The 18485-nt window shown below is 66.9% G+C and carries 14 protein-coding genes and 1 pseudogene; 5 read left to right on the plus strand and 10 right to left on the minus strand.

All coding sequences use genetic code 11. The annotated features are described in order from the left end of the window. Window positions 1-126: 126 nt before the first annotated feature. The 3 genes from betA to betI all read right to left on the minus strand — a co-directional run bounded on the left by betA (window position 127) and on the right by betI (window position 4012). The gene (betA, locus tag AC5P88_RS17565) at window positions 127-1809 is read right to left on the minus strand and encodes a choline dehydrogenase (protein ID WP_049429885.1); all 1683 of its coding nucleotides are present in this window, start codon (window positions 1807-1809) and stop codon (window positions 127-129) included. A gap of 101 nt (window positions 1810-1910) precedes the next feature. Next, entirely contained in the window at window positions 1911-3383 is a 1473-nt protein-coding gene (betB, locus tag AC5P88_RS17570) for a betaine-aldehyde dehydrogenase (RefSeq protein WP_106550802.1), read from the minus strand. A gap of 38 nt (window positions 3384-3421) precedes the next feature. Then, on the minus strand, window positions 3422-4012 hold the full coding sequence (gene betI, locus AC5P88_RS17575) for a transcriptional regulator BetI (RefSeq protein ID WP_049435024.1): 591 nt from the start codon (window positions 4010-4012) through the stop codon (window positions 3422-3424). A 170-nt stretch (window positions 4013-4182) separates the two neighbouring features. Here betI and AC5P88_RS17580 point away from each other — a divergent pair, with 170 nt between their 5' ends. Together AC5P88_RS17580 and AC5P88_RS17585 are read left to right on the plus strand one after the other, a co-directional pair. Next, window positions 4183-5733, plus strand: coding sequence for a BCCT family transporter (locus AC5P88_RS17580; protein ID WP_495225625.1), 1551 nt, complete (start codon window positions 4183-4185; stop codon window positions 5731-5733). A 130-nt stretch (window positions 5734-5863) separates the two neighbouring features. Continuing rightward, entirely contained in the window at window positions 5864-6301 is a 438-nt protein-coding gene (locus AC5P88_RS17585; RefSeq protein WP_495225626.1) for a hypothetical protein, read from the plus strand. A gap of 93 nt (window positions 6302-6394) precedes the next feature. On the opposite strand, the gene acnA is transcribed toward AC5P88_RS17585, so the two are convergent. Continuing rightward, window positions 6395-9148: an aconitate hydratase AcnA gene (gene acnA, locus AC5P88_RS17590; RefSeq protein ID WP_495225627.1), complete on the minus strand. Its 2754-nt coding sequence runs from the start codon at window positions 9146-9148 to the stop codon at window positions 6395-6397. Window positions 9149-9449: 301 nt separating this feature from the next. Between acnA and AC5P88_RS17595 the strand changes: the two genes are divergently transcribed. Genes AC5P88_RS17595 through acnB form a run of 3 tightly spaced genes read left to right on the plus strand, consistent with a single transcriptional unit; the run spans window position 9450 to window position 12714 of the window. Beyond that, window positions 9450-9674, plus strand: a complete 225-nt coding sequence (locus AC5P88_RS17595; RefSeq protein WP_005409505.1) for an AbrB/MazE/SpoVT family DNA-binding domain-containing protein — start codon at window positions 9450-9452, stop codon at window positions 9672-9674. A gap of 6 nt (window positions 9675-9680) precedes the next feature. Further along, entirely contained in the window at window positions 9681-10079 is a 399-nt protein-coding gene (locus tag AC5P88_RS17600) for a type II toxin-antitoxin system VapC family toxin (protein ID WP_008267153.1), read from the plus strand. A 43-nt stretch (window positions 10080-10122) separates the two neighbouring features. After that, window positions 10123-12714: a bifunctional aconitate hydratase 2/2-methylisocitrate dehydratase gene (gene acnB / locus AC5P88_RS17605; protein WP_099554761.1), complete on the plus strand. Its 2592-nt coding sequence runs from the start codon at window positions 10123-10125 to the stop codon at window positions 12712-12714. Between the two features lie 91 nt (window positions 12715-12805). On the opposite strand, the gene AC5P88_RS17610 is transcribed toward acnB, so the two are convergent. The 6 genes and pseudogenes from AC5P88_RS17610 to AC5P88_RS17635 form a co-directional block, all read right to left on the minus strand. After that, window positions 12806-13750: a hypothetical protein gene (locus AC5P88_RS17610; RefSeq protein WP_495225629.1), complete on the minus strand. Its 945-nt coding sequence runs from the start codon at window positions 13748-13750 to the stop codon at window positions 12806-12808. Window positions 13751-13841: 91 nt separating this feature from the next. Next, window positions 13842-15428, minus strand: coding sequence for a hypothetical protein (locus tag AC5P88_RS17615; RefSeq protein ID WP_106550797.1), 1587 nt, complete (start codon window positions 15426-15428; stop codon window positions 13842-13844). 93 nt (window positions 15429-15521) lie between these two features. Next, window positions 15522-16595 carry a protein-glutamate methylesterase/protein-glutamine glutaminase gene (locus tag AC5P88_RS17620; protein WP_106550796.1) on the minus strand — a complete coding sequence of 358 codons (1074 nt, stop codon included), beginning with the start codon at window positions 16593-16595 and terminating at the stop codon, window positions 15522-15524. Then, window positions 16592-17188 carry a chemoreceptor glutamine deamidase CheD gene (gene cheD, locus AC5P88_RS17625; protein ID WP_014037083.1) on the minus strand — a complete coding sequence of 199 codons (597 nt, stop codon included), beginning with the start codon at window positions 17186-17188 and terminating at the stop codon, window positions 16592-16594. The genes AC5P88_RS17620 and cheD overlap by 4 nt, the downstream gene beginning before the upstream one ends. Then, a complete protein-coding gene (locus AC5P88_RS17630) occupies window positions 17185-18054 on the minus strand; it encodes a CheR family methyltransferase (RefSeq protein WP_099554771.1) in 870 nt (289 codons plus the stop codon). The genes cheD and AC5P88_RS17630 overlap by 4 nt, the downstream gene beginning before the upstream one ends. Before the next feature lie 37 nt (window positions 18055-18091). Next, window positions 18092-18485 (minus strand): annotated as a pseudogene (locus AC5P88_RS17635) (methyl-accepting chemotaxis protein); the annotation flags it as partial.

Consider the following 18485-nt stretch of genomic DNA (forward strand, 5'->3'; position numbering starts at 1 on the left):
TGCGGCGCGGCAACGGTGGGTGCCGACCTTGGTCGGCACAGGATTGCGAGGGGGGCTGTGGAGGCGTGCCCACCAAGGTGGGCACCCACATGGAGGCGGGGGAGGCCGCGTAGCGAGCTGTCTGCGTCAACCCTGCTTGCGCACCGGCGCACCATTGGCCTTGTAGTACGGCGCGGTGCTGCGGGCCAGCGGGGTGCGGCCGCGGATCACGTCGGCCAGCTTCTCGGCCATCATGATGGTCGGCGCGTTGAGGTTGCCGGTCACCACCTGCGGCATGATCGAGGCATCGACGATGCGCAGGCCTTCCAGGCCGTGCACGCGGCCCTGGCCATCGACCACCGCCATCGGGTCATCGGCATGGCCCATCTTGTTCGAGCACGACGGGTGGTAGGCGGTCTCGGCATGCTCGCGCACGAACGCATCGATCTGCGCGTCGGTCTGCAGCGCGCTGCCCGGCGAGATCTCGCGGCCGCTGTACGGGGCCAGCGCCGGCTGCGCGAAGATCTCGCGGGTGATGCGGATCGCCGCGCGGAACTCGCGCCAGTCCTGGTCGTGCGACATGTAGTTGAACAGGATGCTGGGATGTTCGCGCGGGTCCTTGGAACGCACGTGGATGCGGCCGCGGCTGGGCGAGCGCATCGAGCCGACGTGCATCTGGAAGCTGTGCGCCTTGATCGGGTTGGAGCCGTTGTAATTGATCGCCACCGGCAGGAAGTGGTACTGCAGGTTCGGCCAGTCGAATTCGGCGTCGCTGCGGATGAAGCCACCGGCCTCGAACTGGTTGCTGGCGCCGATGCCGGTGCCCAGGAACAGCCACTCGGCGCCGATCGCCGGCTGGTTGTACAGCTTCAGTGCCGGGGCCAGCGAGACCGGTTTCTTGCACTCGTACTGCAGGTACATCTCAAGGTGGTCCTGCAGGTTGGCGCCGACGCCCGGCAGGTGGTGCACCAGGTCGATGTCCAGGCTGCGCAGCAGGTCGGCCGGGCCGACGCCGGAGCGCTGCAGGATCTGCGGCGAGGCGATGGCGCCACCGCACAGCAGCACTTCGCGACGGGCAGTGGCACGCTGCGGCTGGTCGTTGTGCAGCCACTGCACGCCCACTGCACGCTTGCCCGAGAACAGGATGCGGTCGGTCAGCGCGTGGGTGACGATGGTCAGGTTCGGGCGCGGCTTGGCCAGGTCCAGGTAGCCGCGGGCAGTGCTGGAGCGACGGCCCTTCGGGGTCACCGTGCGGTCCATCGGGCCGAAGCCTTCCTGCTGGTAACCGTTGAGGTCGTCGGTGCGCGGGTAACCGGCCTGCACGCCGGCCTCGACCATCGCCGCGAACAGCTCGTTGTTGCCGGCCTTCGGCGTGGTCACGCGCAGCGGGCCATCACCACCGTGGTAGTCGTTGGGGCCGATGTCGCGGGTTTCGGCCTTGCGGAAGTACGGCAGGCAGTCCAGGTAGGTCCAGTCTTCCAGGCCCGGCATGCTGGCCCAGTTGTCGTAGTCCATCGCGTTGCCACGGATGTAGCACATGCCGTTGATCAGCGACGAGCCGCCCAGGCCCTTGCCGCGGCCGCAGTCCATGCGGCGGTTGTTCATGAAGGGCTCGGGATCGGTCTTGTACGCCCAGTTGTAGCGCTTGCCCTGCAGCGGGAAGGCCAGCGCGGCCGGCATCTGGGTACGGAAGTCGAGCCGGTAGTCCGGGCCACCGGCTTCCAGCAGCAGCACGCTGACATCGGCATCTTCGGTGAGGCGGGTGGCCAGCACGTTGCCGGCCGAACCGGCGCCGATGATGATGTAGTCGTACTCGTTATGGGTGCTCATGGGTGTCTCCTGCAGGCCGGGGCGCGCTGCATGCAGGCGTCCCGGCGGAATGTCGGATCGGCACGATGGCCGCACGATGGGGCGCGCGCAGGGCGCGCCGGTCAGAACACGCTGGCGTAGTCGCCCAGCTCGACCTGCACCGACTTGATGCGGGTGTAGTGGCCGAGGGTGGAGATGCCATTCTCGCGGCCGACGCCGGATTCCTTGTAGCCACCCACCGGCATTTCGGCCGGCGATTCACCCCAGGTGTTGATCCAGCAGATGCCGGCTTCCAGGCGGTGGATGATGCGGTGGGCGCGGCTGACGTCCTTGCTGACCACGCCGGCGGCCAGGCCGAAGGTGGTGTCGTTGGCACGACGCACCACTTCGTCTTCGTCGTCGTAGGCGAGGATGCTCATCACCGGCCCGAAGATCTCTTCGCGGACAATCGTCATGTCATCGCGGCAGTCGGAGAACACGGTCGGCAGCACGTAGGCACCGTTGGCCAGCGCGCCTTCGGTGGCACGGCCGCCGCCGGTCAGCAGGCGGGCGCCTTCGGCCTTGCCGCTTTCGATGTAGCGCAGCACGTTTTCCATGTGCGGGAAGCTGGTCAGCGGGCCGAAGTTGGTCTCGGCGGCCATCGGGTCGCCGATGCGGATGCGCTTGACGCGCTCTACAACGGCGGCCTCGAATGCGGCCAGCATGCTGCGCGGCACGAACACGCGGGTGCCGTTGGTGCAGACCTGGCCGGAACTGAAGAAGTTGGCCATCACCGCGATGTCGGCGGCACGGTCCAGGTCGGCGTCATCGCAGATCACCAGCGGCGACTTGCCGCCCAGTTCCATGGTCACTTCCTTCAGCGACGAGGAGGCGGCGCTGGCCATCACCTTCTTGCCGGTGGCGACGCCGCCGGTGAAGGAGATCTTCTCGATCACCGGGTGCTCGGTCAGCCACTGGCCGATCTCGCGGCCCGGGCCCTGCACCACGTTGAACACGCCGGCCGGCACGCCGGCTTCGGTGTAGATCTCGGCCAGCCGGATCGCGGTCAGCGGGGTCACTTCGGACGGCTTGAACACCATCGCGTTGCCCGCGGCCAGGGCCGGGGCCGACTTCCACATGGCGATCTGGATCGGGTAGTTCCAGGCGCCGATGCCGGCGACCACGCCCAGCGGCTCGCGGCGGGTGTAGAAGAAGCTCGATTCGCGCAGCGGCAGCTGGATGCCTTCGATGGCGGTGGCCAGGCCGGCGTAGTACTCGACCACGTCGGCACCGGTGACGATGTCCACGGTGGTGGTCTCGGCCAGCGCCTTGCCGGTGTCCAGGGTTTCCAGGTGGGCCAGCTCGTCGTTGCGTTCACGCAGGATCTCGACGGCGCGGCGCAGGATGCGCGAACGCTCCATCGCGGTCATCGCGGCCCACACCTTCTGGCCGTCGGCCGCGCTCTGCACGGCGCGCTCGACGTCGGCCTGGCTGGCGACCTGCACCTCGGCGATCACTTCACCGGTGGCCGGGTTGACGGTCCTGAAGGTCTTGCCGCTGGTGGCGTCGACGCGCTGGCCGTGGATGTAGAGCTGTTGGACGGGCAGGGTGGTCATGGGGCGTACTCCTTGGAAGGGGGCGGGTGCTGAAGCGCTTATAGCGCGCCAGCCTGCAACTGGAAGTCGATGTAGCCGTAAGCAATGCGCCGGGACTTCTCGGCGTTGAACTGGCCGCCGACCAGGCTGCCGCGCAGCCACAGGCCGTCGATCATCGCGGCCAGGCCACGGGCGGCCAGGCGGGCCTGCGGGTGGGGCAGCAGGCGGTTGAACTGGTGGCACAGGTTGGAGAACAGGCGCTGGTCGTTGGCGCGCTGCAGCCGGGCCAGTTCCGGCTGGTGCATGCTCGCGGCCCAGAAGGTGAGCCAGACGCGCATCGCGGTGCCGTTGATCTGGCTGTCGTCGAAGTTGCCATCGACGATGGCGCGCAGCTGGTCGCGCGGGTCGTCGCCAACCTCGGCACGGTAACGGGCGACCGCGTCCTTCAGCTCGCGCAGGATCTGCCGCATTGCAGCATTGAGCAGGCCGTCCTTGTCGCCGAAGTAGTGGGCGACGATGCCGCTGGACAGCCCGGCCTTCTTCGCGATGGTGGCGACGGTCGCATCGGCCATGCCGATCTCGTCGATGGTCTGGAAAGTGGCCCGGATCAGCTGCTCGCGCCGTACCGGTTCCACGCCTTTCTTCGGCATTGTCTCTCCACGGATTGCGACCCGAAGGATCGGGCTGCCCGCCATTATGCTTTTTATTGATTGAACGTTCAATCAATAAACCCTAGGATGCGCTCGCGCCCCACGCCATGGGCCCGGTTTACCGGTCCGGCCCCGCCCATGTGCTCCCTCGGACTTGATGAGACGACCCCATGTCTTCCCTGGCTCATCCCAAGCGTTCGCCCCTGCGCTTGAACCGTTTTGTGTTCTTCAGTTCCTCGGTGTCGATCGGCATCCTCGGGCTGCTCACCGTTCTCTATCCCGAAGGCAGCGAACACTGGCTGCAATGGGCGCAGGCCGAGGTCTCGGCGGCGTTCGGCTGGTGGTACATGCTGCTGATCGTGCTGTGCCTGGGGTTCGTGCTGTGGCTGGCGTTCTCGCCGTATGGCCGCATCCGCCTGGGCCACAACGAGGAATCACCGGCGTTCGGCTACGTGGCCTGGGTGTCGATGCTGTTCTCGGCCGGCATCGGCATCGCGCTGCTGTACTACGGCGCCTACGAGCCGCTGGACCATTTCCTCAATCCGCCCGGGCAGCCTGGCGGTACCGTGACCGCCGGCCGCGAGGCGATGGTGCTGACCTTCCTGCACTGGGGCCTGCACGGCTGGGCGCTGTATGCGCTGGTGGGCGTGGCGCTGGGCTACTTCGCCTACCGCCGCGACCTGCCGCTGGCGCTCCGCTCGGCGCTGTACCCGATCTTCGGCGAGCGCATCCATGGCCGCATCGGCGACATGGTCGATGGCTTCGGCATCCTCGCCACGCTGATCTCGATGGTCACCAACCTTGGCATCGGTGCGCTGGTGGTGCAGTCCGGCCTGGTCTACCTGTTCCACATCCCGGATACGCCGCAGGTGCTGGTGGCGATCGTGCTGGTGATGATGGTGGTGGCCACCATCGGCGTGGTTGCGGGTGTGGAGAAGGGCATCGCGTGGCTCTCCAACCTCAACGTGCGCCTGCTGTGCGGCCTGCTGCTGTTCGTGCTGGTCACCGGCCCGACCCTGCACCTGTTCGATGGCCTGATCCAGAACACCGGCGACTACCTGGGCGCCTTCGTGCGCAAGAGCTTCGACATGTACCTCAACGACCCGAAGGGCCGTGAGTGGATGGGCTCGTGGACGCTGTTCTACTGGGCGTGGTGGATTGCCTGGGCACCGTTCGTCGGTCTTTTCGTGGCGCGCATCTCGCGTGGCCGCACCATCCGCGAAGTGATCATGGGCGTGCTGCTGATCCCGCTTGGTTTCACCCTGGCCTGGCTGTCGATCTTCGGCAACACCGCCATCGACCTGGTGCTGAACCACGGCCAGGCGGTCCTGGGTGAGGTGGCCCAGCACGATGCGGCGATGACGCTGTTCAAGCTGCTCGAGTACCTGCCTGCAGCGCCTTACGTGGCGGGTGCTGCGGTGGTGATCGGCTTCGTGCTGTTCCTGACCCCGGTTGATTCGGGCACGCTGATGATCGCCAACCTGTGCACCCGTCGTGTCGATGACGGCGTGGAGGACGGCCACGACGCGCCGATCTGGCTGCGCGTGTTCTGGGCGGCCGGCATCACCGTGGCCAGCGTGGGCCTGCTGCTGGCCGGCAACTTCAGCGCGATGCAGACGGCGGTGGTGCTGTGCGGCCTGCCGTTCTCGTTCACGCTGGCGTTCTACATGTGGGGCCTGCTGAAGGCGCTGCGCACCGACCCGGACGCACCACGGCGCTGATCGGCCTGCCGGTGGCGGCCGCAGTGGCCGCCGCCTGCGACGCCGTGCCGCAGCGCATTTCGTCGCATTCTGAAAGACGTTGCGGCGCGCAGTGATGATCATCAAGGCTCCCTCCGATGGAGTCCTGCCGATGCGATCGCTTCTACTGTGCCTGCCGCTGTTGTCGATGTCCGTGGCCGCGTTCGCGGCCGAACCGATGGCCCAGCTCAACTATCCGGTGCTGGCCAGGGGCGAATCGGCCGTGCTGCGCCTGCAGCTGGCTGCGCACCCGGGTGGGCTGGCGGCCTACTCGATCCGCATGCAGCACCGTGACAACGGCGACAGTGGTTTCCGGGTTGCATCGGTGCAGTGCCCGGAGGGCTTCTTCGCCAATCTCTACGACCAGGATCTGGGCGCGGTCTGCTACCGCGCGGATGACACGCCGCATCCATCACTGGAGATGCGGGTGCGCGTGTACAACGCGCATGCGGCCGATGGGCACACCCGTTGGGAGGAGGGCCTGTGGACGCTGGATGGCGACGCTGCGGCGCTGAAGACGGCGTGGCACCTGTTCGCGGTGGAGCCGTAGCCCTGGATGGATGAGGGGCCGGACCCCGTGGGATCCGGCCCCGTGCCTGTGCGCGGAGCGAGCCGAGCATGGCTCGGCGCTACAGGTCAGGCGTTACTTGCTGGCCAGCTGGCGCAGCACGTACTGCAGCAGGCCGCCATGGCGGAAGTATTCAACTTCCTTCGGGGTCAGCAGCATCACCGACACCTCGAAGGTCTTCTTCGTGCCATCGGCCTTGGTGGCGGTGACCGTGGCGCGCTTGCTGGCGCCGTCCTGCAGGCCGGTGATGTCGATCACCTCCGAGCCGTCCAGGCCCAGGCTCTGTGCGTTCTCACCGTTGCGGAACTGCAGCGGCAGCACGCCCATGCCGACCAGGTTGGAGCGGTGGATGCGCTCGAAGCTTTCGGCGATGACCGCCTTCACTCCCAGCAGCAGGGTGCCCTTGGCCGCCCAGTCACGCGACGAGCCGGTGCCGTATTCCTTGCCGGCCAGTACCACCAGCGGCACCTTGTCGGCCTTGTACTTCATGGCCGCATCGTAGATCGCCAGCTTTTCCGGTTGGCCACCGTTGGCCGGGTAGTACAGGGTATTGCCGCCTTCCTCGCCACCGAACATCAGGTTCTTGATGCGGATGTTGGCGAAGGTGCCGCGCACCATCACGTCATCGTTGCCGCGGCGGCTGCCGTAGCTGTTGAAGTCGGCCGGCTGCACGCCGCGCTCCTGCAGGAAACGGCCTGCCGGCGAGTCCTTCTTGATGTTGCCGGCCGGGGAGATGTGGTCGGTGGTGATCGAGTCGCCGAACAGGCCCATCACGCGTGCGCCGTGCACGTCGTCGATGCTGCCGGTCTGCATGGTCATGCCATCGAAATACGGCGGGTTCTTGATGTAGGTGGAGGCATCGCTCCACTCGTACAGGTTGCCGTCCGGCGAGGCGATGGTGTTCCAGCGGGTGTCACCCTTGAACACATCGGCGTAGTTCTGCTTGAACATCTCCGGGCCGATGGTGGCGGCGATGACATCGCCGATTTCCTTGTTGCTCGGCCAGATGTCGCGCAGGAACACCGGCTGGCCATCGCTGCCGGTACCCAGCGGCTGGGTGGTCAGGTCGATGTCGGTGGTACCGGCGATGGCGTAGGCCACTACCAGCGGCGGGCTGGCCAGGTAGTTCATCTTCACTTCGGGGTGCACGCGGCCCTCGAAGTTGCGGTTGCCCGACAGCACCGAGGTGACGACCAGGTCGCCGGTGGCGATGCCGGCGCTGACTTCGGTCGGCAGCGGGCCGGAGTTGCCGATGCAGGTGGTGCAGCCGTAGCCGACCACGTAGAAGCCGATCTTCTCCAGCTCCTTCAGCACGCCGGCTTTTTCAAGGTAGTCGGTGACCACGCGCGAGCCTGGGCCGAGCGAGGTCTTCACCCACGGCTGGCGGTTCAGGCCCTTGGCGGCCGCGTTGCGGGCCAGCAGGCCGGCGCCGATCATCACCGCCGGGTTGGAGGTATTGGTGCAGGAGGTGATGGCGGCGATGACCACCGCGCCATCCTTCAGCCGCACCTTGCGGTTCTCGATCTCGATGTCGGCGAAGCCCTTGGCCAGCTGCTCGTTGCCGACCGCGGCGCCGCCGCCTTCATTGACGAACGAGGACACATCCTCGCTGCGCTTGTCACGGTTGGCGGTCATGCCGACCAGCGCTTCGCGGTAGTTCTTCTGCACGTCTTCCAGCAGCACGCGGTCCTGCGGGCGCTTGGGGCCGGCCAGCGACGGCTTCACCGTGCCCATGTCCAGTTCCAGCGTGGTGCTGTACTGGGCATGCGGGCTGCCCGGCTCGTGCCACAGGCCCTGTGCCTTGGCGTAGGCCTCGACCAGGTTGATCTGCTCTTCGCTGCGGCCGGACAGGCGCAGGTAGTTCAGCGATTCGGCGTCGATCGGGAAGATGCCGCAGGTGGCGCCATATTCCGGGGCCATGTTGCCGATGGTCGCGCGGTCGGCCAGCGGCAGGTGCTGCAGGCCGTCACCGTAGAACTCGACGAACTTGCCGACTACGCCCAGCTTGCGCAGCATCTGGGTAACGGTCAGCACCAGGTCGGTGGCGGTGGCACCTTCGGGCAGCTTGCCGGTCAGCTTGAAGCCGACCACCTGCGGGATCAGCATCGACGACGGCTGGCCGAGCATGGCCGCCTCGGCCTCGATGCCGCCCACGCCCCAGCCGAGCACGCCGATGCCGTTGATCATCGTGGTGTGGCTGTCGGTGCCGAACACGGTATCGGGGTAGGCAACGGCCTTGCCATCCTTGTCCGCGGTCATCACCACGCGGGCCAGGTTTTCCAGGTTCACCTGGTGGACGATGCCGGTGTTGGGCGGCACCACCTTGAAGTTGTCGAAGGCCTTCTGGCCCCAGCGCAGGAAGCCGTAGCGTTCCTGGTTGCGCTGGAATTCGATCTTGCCGTTGAGGTCCAGCGCGTCGGGCTTGCCGAACACATCGACCTGCACCGAGTGGTCGATGACCAGTTCGGAGGGAATCTGCGGGTTGATCTGCTCTGGCGAGCCGCCGAGCTTGACCACCGCATCGCGCATCGCGGCCAGGTCGACCACGCAGGGCACGCCGGTGAAGTCCTGCAGGACCACGCGCGCCGGCATGAAGGCGATTTCGGTGTCCGGCTCGGCGGACGGGTTCCAGCGGGCCACGGCTTCGATGTGGTCGGGGCCGACGGTGGCGCCGCCGTCCTCATGCCGGAGCAGGTTCTCCAGCAGGATCTTCATCGAATAGGGCAGGTGGGAGATATCGAAGCGCTGGCCCAGCGTGGGCAGGCTGAAGTAGTCGTAGGTCTTGCCGCTGACGTTCAGCTGGCTGCGGGTGGAGAACGAATCGCTCATGCGGGGTAACTCCTTCTTGCGGATGGCTTGCAGTGGCTCGCGCGTGGGCGGGCCTGCTTGCGGTCGCCGCGGGCCTGGTGGCCCCGGAGGTTCCAGTATGAACCCGAAACTGAATGGATTCACCCGGGCCGGGTCCGGCCTGCGGCATCGGTTCCAGACTACAGGGGAAGGTGTATGGCGTATGTCACGTTTGTGGCCGATCCTTTGCGAGGCAAGGGCTGGCGGGTCACCGGTCCTGTTCAGGGTGGAAGTATGCCCGGGGAAGTATGTATAATTTGTGCATACTCTGGAGGGCCTACCGATGGAAGCCACTGTTGCAGAACGCGGACAGATCACCCTGCCCAAGGCGGTGCGTGATGCCCTCGGCCTGACCAAGGGCACGCTGCTGAAGGTCGAGCTGGACGGCAGCCGCATCATCCTGCGCAAGAGTGTTGACGATGCCATTTCACGGGCGCGCGGCAAGTTCGCGCTGGACGGCTTCGAGTCGTCCGATGCAGCGGTACGCGCGGTGCGTGACGAGGAGTAAGTCGTGATGATCGCCGTCGATTCGCCGGTGCTGGTCGAGCTGCTCAGCAATGGTCCGCAGGCCGATGCAGTGGAAGCCATCCTGCGGCAGAGCCTGGTCGGTGGCCGCGTAGTGGTGTGTGGCGCGACCCTGGCCGAAGTCTGCGCATCGCTGCGCGGCGGCGCCGAGGTGCTGGAAGCACTGGAAGAGATGGGCGTGCACTTCAATCCGATGGAAGCCAAGTCGGCCCTGCGCGCCGGCGAGATGCACCGCCGCCATCGCCAGCGCAGCGGCAGCCGCCGCAGCCTGGACGAATTCATGGTCGGCGCCCACGCACTGCTGCAGTGCGATGGCCTGATCACCTGGAACGACACGTTTTACCGCGACTACTTCAAGGGCCTGAAGCTGATCGTGCCGCAAGCCTGAGCCCACTTTGTTTTTTCAACCTACGCATTACCCGGGAGTTGTCATGTTGGAAGCCTACCGCCACCACGTCGCCGAGCGCGCTGCGCTTGGCATCCCGCCGCTGCCGCTGAGCGCGCAGCAGACGGCCGATGTCATCGAACTGCTGAAGAACCCGCCGCAGGGCGAGGCCGAGTTCCTGCTCGACCTGCTGACCCACCGCGTGCCGGCCGGCGTCGATGACGCAGCCAAGGTCAAGGCCTCGTACCTGGCCGCGATCGCGCTGGGCAGCGAGCAGAACCCGCTGATCAGCCGCGAGCGCGCCACCGAACTGCTGGGCACCATGCTCGGCGGTTACAACGTGGCCCCGCTGGTGCAGCTGCTGGACGACGCCAGCGTCGGCACCATCGCCGCCAACGGCCTGAAGAAGACCCTGCTGGTGTTCGATGCGTTCCATGACGTGCAGGAAAAGGCCAAGGCCGGCAACGCCAACGCCCAGGCCGTGCTGCAGAGCTGGGCCGACGCCGAGTGGTTCACCAGCAACCCGGAAGTGCCGCAGAGCCTGACCGTCACCGTGTTCAAGGTGCCGGGCGAGACCAACACCGACGACCTGTCGCCGGCACCGGACGCGACCACCCGCCCGGACATCCCGATGCACGCCCTGGCGATGCTGAAGAACAAGCGCGACGATGCGCCGTTCACCCCGGAAGAAGACGGCAAGCGCGGCCCGATCCAGCAGATTCTCGACCTGAAGGACAAGGGTCACCTGGTCGCCTATGTCGGCGACGTGGTCGGCACCGGTTCTTCGCGCAAGTCGGCCACCAACAGTGTGCTGTGGTGGACCGGCGATGACATTCCGTTCATCCCGAACAAGCGCGCCGGTGGCGTCTGCCTGGGTTCGAAGATCGCCCCGATCTTCTACAACACCATGGAAGATGCCGGCGCACTGCCGATCGAGCTGGACGTGTCGAAGATGGAGCACGGCGATGTGGTCGAGCTGCGTCCGTACGAAGGCAAGGCGCTGAAGAATGGTGAAGTGATCGCCGAGTTCCAGGTCAAGTCCGACGTGCTGTTCGACGAAGTGCGCGCTGGTGGCCGCATTCCGCTGATCATCGGCCGCGGCCTGACCGGCAAGGCGCGCGAAGCGCTGGGCCTGGCCCCGACCGACCTGTTCCGCCTGCCGGTGCAGCCGGTCGACACCGGCAAGGGCTTCTCGCTGGCACAGAAGATGGTCGGCCGCGCCTGTGGCCTGGCCGAAGGCCAGGGCATGCGCCCGGGCACCTACTGCGAACCGAAGATGACCTCGGTCGGCTCGCAGGACACCACCGGCCCGATGACCCGCGACGAGCTGAAGGACCTGGCCTGCCTGGGCTTCTCGGCCGACCTGGTGATGCAGTCGTTCTGCCACACCGCCGCTTATCCGAAGCCGGTGGACGTGAAGACCCACCACACCCTGCCGGAGTTCATCTCCACCCGTGGCGGCGTTTCGCTGCGCCCGGGCGACGGCGTGATCCACAGCTGGCTCAACCGCATGCTGCTGCCGGACACCGTCGGCACCGGCGGTGACTCGCACACCCGCTTCCCGGTGGGTATTTCGTTCCCGGCCGGTTCGGGCCTGGTCGCCTTCGCTGCAGCCACCGGCGTGATGCCGCTGGACATGCCGGAGTCGGTGCTGGTGCGCTTCAAGGGCAAGATGCAGCCGGGCGTGACCCTGCGTGACCTGGTCAACGCCATCCCGCTGTACGCGATCAAGTCGGGCCTGCTGACGGTGGCCAAGGCTGGCAAGAAGAACATCTTCTCCGGCCGCATCCTGGAAATCGAAGGCCTGCCGGAGCTGAAGGTCGAGCAGGCGTTCGAACTGTCCGACGCCTCGGCCGAGCGTTCGGCCGCCGGTTGCTCGGTGCGCCTGAACAAGGAACCGATCATCGAGTACCTCAACAGCAACATCACGCTGCTGAAGTGGATGATCGCCGAGGGTTACCAGGATCCGCGCTCGCTGCAGCGCCGCATCGAGAAGATGGAAGCCTGGCTGGCCAACCCGGAGCTGCTGGAGCCGGATGCCGACGCCGAATACGCTGCCGTCATCGAGATCGACCTGGCCGACATCCACGAGCCGATCGTGGCCTGCCCGAACGACCCGGACGACGTGAAGACCCTGTCCGAAGTGGCCGGTGCCAAGATCGACGAAGTGTTCATTGGTTCGTGCATGACCAACATCGGTCATTTCCGCGCGGCTGCGAAGCTGCTGGAAGGCAAGCGTGACCTGCCGACCCGCCTGTGGGTGGCCCCGCCGACCAAGATGGATGCCTCCGAGCTGACCAAGGAAGGCGTGTACGGCACCTTCGGCGCCACCGGCGCGCGCATGGAAATGCCGGGCTGCTCGCTGTGCATGGGCAACCAGGCGCAGATCCGCGAAGGCTCCACCGCGATGTCGACCTCGACCCGCAACTTCCCGAACCGCCTGGGCCGCAACACCAACGTGTACCTGGGTTCGGCGGAACTGGCGGCGATCTGCTCGCGCCTGGGCCGCATCCCGACCAAGGAGGAGTACATGGCGGACATCGGCGTGATCAACGCCAATGGTGCGGAGATCTACCGCTACATGAACTTCGACCAGATCGAGGAATACCAGGACGTGGCCAAGACGGTCGCTGCCTGATGCGATAGTGCCGGCCGCTGGCCGGCAACCCGGTGAAACGAAGAACCCCCGGTGAAGGCCGGGGGTTCTTCTTTTGGGGGCGTACCCGGGCTCAGGCCTGGGTAGCGGCCGCCGCTTCCTCGGTCGCGGCCGGCGCTTCTGCCGGAAGCTCGGCTTCCACCGCAGGCTGCGGCAACACGCCATGGTCGGGGAACAGGCGGGGCAGCTCAGCCACGAAACGCGCGATGCAGGCCTCTGCGAAGTCACGCGAGGCGGCCTTGGCCTTCGCATAGTCGTCTGCCTGCCATTCCTGCAGCGGGGCAACCCGTGCTTCGTCCTGGCAGCGCACGCCCTGGCCGCCACTGGCGGTGCGGAACAGCTTGCGCACCACCGGGAAGCCGATGGTTACATCGTGGCGCAGCTCGTAGGGGGTCTCTGCGTCGCTGAGCTTCTGGTACACCAGCGACCACTGACCGGCGCTGGCTTCCACGGTGCGCTCGTCGCTGGGAATGGCGCCGGGATGGGCCGCGAAATAGAGTGCCAGCTGCTCGCGGATCATGCCGGGCAATGCGCCGAAGGCCGGGCTGGGCACAGAGTGGATGTCTTCACCACGAACGTTGTTCTTGCTGAAGCTGTTGCTGGTGCCGATGTCACCCACGCCGGTGACGAACGCCAGAGCAGACAGGCCGACCTTGGCCGCGGTGACGGCAGCGGTGTCGGCGCGCATCACCAGGCGCAGCACCTGATCGCCCACGCGATTGCCGTTGGGGCCGGCACCCAGCCCTGAGGTGATCCTGATGCGCTGCAGGCTGCTGTAGTCGAGAGGGGACGCCACGGCGGCTGTGACATTCTCGATGGCCGGATCGGCCGCGGGGGGCGCGTGCGCCACTTCTGGCGCGGTCGCCGCATCCTTTGCTGGATCGAGCGTTGACCCGCTGGTGACTGCGGAAGCCACGACTGGCGTGGGTGTGGGTGCTTCGTCGTTGGCGTAGGCCGACGGGGCCAGCAGCAGGACGGCCGCGATCGCGGCGGTGAGGCAGGTTGGGCGTAATGCCACGGTAGTACTCCTTGGGAAAACGAAAATGAGGCTCTGTGCGCGCTCTGGCGGTTGATGCCCGGCGAGGACCGAAGGTAGGGGGGGCGGTTCCTCAGCGCGGCGCGAATTCCTTGATCGGGAACGCATTGCAATGGGCGATCGCAGCGGCCATGCCGACCGGAGCATCGGCGGCGGCGCTGCGGCGCCTGTTCACCGTGGCTGCCTCTTCCCACAGGCTGGGCAATACCTGCGGTGCGTCCAGTACGCGTTCGCGCACGGCATCGTGAAGGGCACTGCTGTAATCGGTAGCCGGTACCACCACGCACAGGCGTGTGCCGGGATTGCTGCTGGCCTGCTGCAGCATCTTCCGCAGTGCCTCGATGCTGCCCGCGTCGTCGGTCAACCGCTCCGGTGCGCTGCCCTGGCTGGCATCCTGGATCTGCAGCTGGCCCGGGCTGAACAGCAGGACCTGCATGTCCTGCCGCGGTTCAATGCGGACCGGCGCACGCGTACCCTCGCAGGTGCTGGGGGTCTTGCGCGCGACCTGTGGCGTCGTGGTGCCATCGGCGTGTACCTGGCGCAGATGCAGGCGGCACATCTTGTCGGCCACTTCCATTTCCACTTCGTAGTCCTGCCCGGGCCTGGCCACGAACTGTCCCGACAACTGGCCCTCGCAATACAGGCGGCTTGATGCGTCGAAGCGCGCTTCGACGATCAGCGGCTTGCCACCGGGGACTTCGTACTCCTGGTAGCTGAGCATGGAGAACCGCTCGTTCTCCTTGCTCCGCAGGGTTTCCGTGGCGGGGATGCCGAGCACGCCCTTGTCACCGGCGTTGTTGTACTTGACCTCGATCCTGTCGCGGTAGTCCTCGCGGCAGGCGGCATCGGTGTACAGGGTGGTGGTCCGCCCCAGGCTGGCGTAGATGCGCACCCGGGCTGGAGGCACGGCGCCGCCTGCGTAGGCCGTGAGATCTTCAGCAACAAGCGGGCGAGGGTACATCGCCGGTATTCGCTTGATGAGCTTCTCGGTGCACTTCATCGTGATCATCTGCGCAGCAATCTTGAGCCTGGCGTAGTCATTGGCCTGCCACTCGCCCAGGGTCGCCCGGTCGTCGCTGTCACTGCATCTGATGATTTCAGCCAGGGTGCCATCGGCACGGCGTTGCTCGATGGTGCTGGCGTGGTTGAGGCGGTAAAGGGGATCCTTCCGCGTATTGCCCTGGTGCACCAGCGCCCAGGTGTCTGCACTGAAGCGCAGGGTGCTGCTCTGGTTGGGCAGCGCGTCGGGCGCATAGCTGAAGTAGCCACCCACCAGCGCCCTGGCCACGTTGGGCATCAGCGTGGTGGCGGGGCTGGCCTGGCTCTCCACGATGCTGCCGGGCAGGGTGTTGCGCCGGAAGTAGTCGGGCTCGTTGCCGCTGAAGAGCAGTGCGAGCCCCTTTGGCGTGAGCGACTCGCTGTCATCGGGGGTGACGATGCGCAGCGCCACATCGGGTGCGTGGAGGCGCTTGGATGCGGTATCCGGACCACCCTGGATCTGGACGCGATCGGTCCAGGCGGCGACCTTCGTGACGGGGGCGGGGGGAGTGCCCGGAATGGCCTGCGGCGGTGCTGGCACGCCGGCAGCGGTGGCCGCCAGTGGGGCCAGCAGGGCGGCCGCCAGCAGCGACGGTGGGTAACGGAAGAGACGCAGGGCCATGGTCAAACTCCTTGGAAAAACATGACAGCCGCGCCGGCCCTTCCGGGGCCGGCATCTGAAAGAGTGAATGAGACGGTGCGATGCTGCGGGCGATCAGCCGCGGGCGAGGGCGAGCAGGCGTTCGGCGATGCGTTCCAGCGGTACCTGTTCCTCGGCCGCGCCGAGCTTGAACGCGGCGCCGGGCATGCCCCAGACCACGCTGGTGGCTTCGTCCTGGACCAGCGTCGGTGCGCCGGCCTGGCGCATTTCCAGCAGGCCGCGCGCGCCGTCGTCACCCATGCCGGTGAGGATGGCGCCGATGGCGTTGCCGCCCGCGCTCTGCGCGACCGAACGGAACAGCACGTCGACCGCGGGCTTGTGACGGTTCACCGCCGGGCCATCGTCGACGCGGCAGCGCCAGCGCGCACCGTCGCGGATGATGCGCAGGTGCTTGCCGCCTGGAGGCAGGTAGGCATGGCCGGGAAGTACCGCTTCGCCATCGCTGGCCTCGCGCACGGCCATCGCCGAGTGCCGATCCAGTCGCTCGGCGAAGGCGCTGCTGAAGCTGGCGGGCAGGTGCTGGGTCATCACCACGGCGGGAGCATCGGCAGGCATGCCTTCCAGCACCACGCGCAGCGCTTCGGTGCCGCCGGCCGAAGAACCAATCGCGATCAGGCGGTCGGTGGTGCGGAACTGCGGTGCAGCCGGGCGCATTGCAGGAGCTGCTTCCAGCAGGAGTTTCGGAGCGGCCGCACGCACCAGCGGGCGCACCCGTGAGCGCGCCGCCATCTTGACCTTGGCGATGATCTCATCGGCATACCCCTGCAAGCCGCGCGCGACGTCCAGCTTGGGCTTGGAGACGAAGTCCACCGCGCCCAATGCCAGCGCCTGCAGCGTGGTGTCGGCACCGCGTTCGGTCAGCGACGAGATCATCACCACTGGCAGCGGGTGCAGCCGCATCAGGTTTTCCAGGAAGGCCAGGCCGTCCATGCGTGGCATTTCCACGTCCAGCGTGATCACGTCCGGGGCCAGGCGCTTGATCTTCTCGCGCGCCAGCAACGGGTCCGCTGCGGTGCCGACCACGTCGATGGTCGGGTCGCTGGACAGGATCTCGGTGAGCATCTGGCGCACGACGGCGGAGTCGTCGACGATCAGGACCCGGCAGGGGGCGTTGCCGGTCAGGGTCATTCGAACAGCTCCACGCCACCGGTGACCGGAGCCTTGGACAGGCGCGCACGCACCGCCGATTCGGTGGCGGCCACTTCGGCTTCGTGGGCATGCGGCAGGCGCTGTACCACCACGCGGCCGGTATCGGCGAAGAACCAGATCTTGCGCGGATGGATGCCGCACAGGTCCTCGGCGATGATCGGGATGTGCTCGGCCTGCAGGTACTGGCGCACGAACTCCGCGTTGCGGGTGCCGACCGGATTGCTGGTGAAGCCCTTCAGTACGTTGGCGCCGCCGAACACCTTGGCCTCGATGCGCTTGCGGTGCGCGCCGCGCTTGAGCATGTCGTTGATCAGCAGTTCCATCGCATAGCTGCCGTAGCGCGCGGGCGCGCCGTCGCCGGCGTTGCCTTCCGGCAGCAGGAAGTGGTTCATGCCGCCGATCTTCAGCACCGGGTCGCGCAGGCAGGCGGCCACGCAGGAGCCCAGCGTGGTGGTCAGCGCGGTGGTGTCATCGACCACCAGGTACTGGGTGGGCAGCAGCTTGGCGGCAATGGTCTGGAAGCGCGCATCCTGGTAGCGCATGACATCGTCGGTACGCAGTGAGGCGTTCATGCGCCGGCCTTTGCCGCGCGGCGGTACAGGGTGCGCCCGCAGGGCTGGATCAGGTCGGCGGCGTGCAGGTAGTTCTCCGAATGTCCGGTGTAGAGCAGGCCGTCATCGGCCAGGTGCTGTACCAGGCGGCCGAGGATGGCGCGCTGGGTCGGCTTGTCGAAATAGATCATCACGTTGCGGCAGAACAGGGCGTCGAAGGGGCCGCCGACGTCGTAGCGCGGGGCGAGCAGGTTCAGCGGGCGGAACTCGATCAGTTCGCGCAGCGCCGGCAGCACGCGGCACTGGCCTTCGTTGGGGCCGCTGCCGCGCTGGAAGTAGCGGCGGCGCAGGTCCGGATCGAGGTTGGCGACGCGATCGATGTTGTAGACGCCGCGGCCAGCGGTGGCCAGCACCTGGGTATCGACGTCGGTGGCGACGATGCGCACCGGCGGCTTCAGCGTGCCGAACGCTTCGCAGGCGGTGATCGCCATCGAGTAGGGCTCTTCACCGGTGGAGGCGGCACACGACCACAGCAGCAGTGGCGTGCGGCTCGAGCGTTGCTGCAGCTCTTCGCGCAGCTTGTCGAAGTGGTGCGGCTCGCGGAAAAACGAAGTCAGGTTGGTGGTCAGCGCGTTGGTGAACGCCTGCCACTCGTCGCCGTCTTCCTGTTCCAGATGGTCCAGGTACTGCTGGAAGCTGCGCATGCCCAGCGTGCGCAGGCGGCGCGACAGGCGGCCATACACCATGTCGCGCTTGGCCGGCGCGAGCGCGATGCCCACGCGCTGGTAGATCAGGTCGCAGACGCGGCGGAAATCACGGTCGGCGAACTCGAACTCGCGCGGGCCGGTGACGATGGGAGTAGGACTTTGCACGGGGGACGTGTCCATCGGCGGGGGCGGTGGCCGAAGCCACCGCAGGTGGGTCTCAGAATTCCTGCCAGTCGCTGTCGCTGGCCACGAAGGTACTGGCGTTGCTGCTGCGGCGGACCGGCGCGGGCGTGCTGGTCGGCTGCGGACGGGCCACGGTGGTGACGCGCGCCGGTTCCACGCGTTCCGCCACAGCCTTCACTGCGGCGGAAACCTGGTTGTCGAGGCGGAAGATCGCCACGGCGTCGGCCAGCTGCGCGGCCTGGTCTTCCATCGCACGTGCGGCCGCCGTGGCCTCTTCCACCAGCGCGGCGTTCTGCTGGGTGGTTTCGTCCATCTGCACCACGGTCTGGTTGACCTGCTCGATGCCGGCACTCTGTTCCTGCGAGGCAGCGGAGATCTCGGCCATGATGTCGGTCACGCGCTGCACCGAGGCGACGATCTCGCCCATG

The organism is Stenotrophomonas sp. YJH_SMC_8 (genome assembly GCF_059371315.1).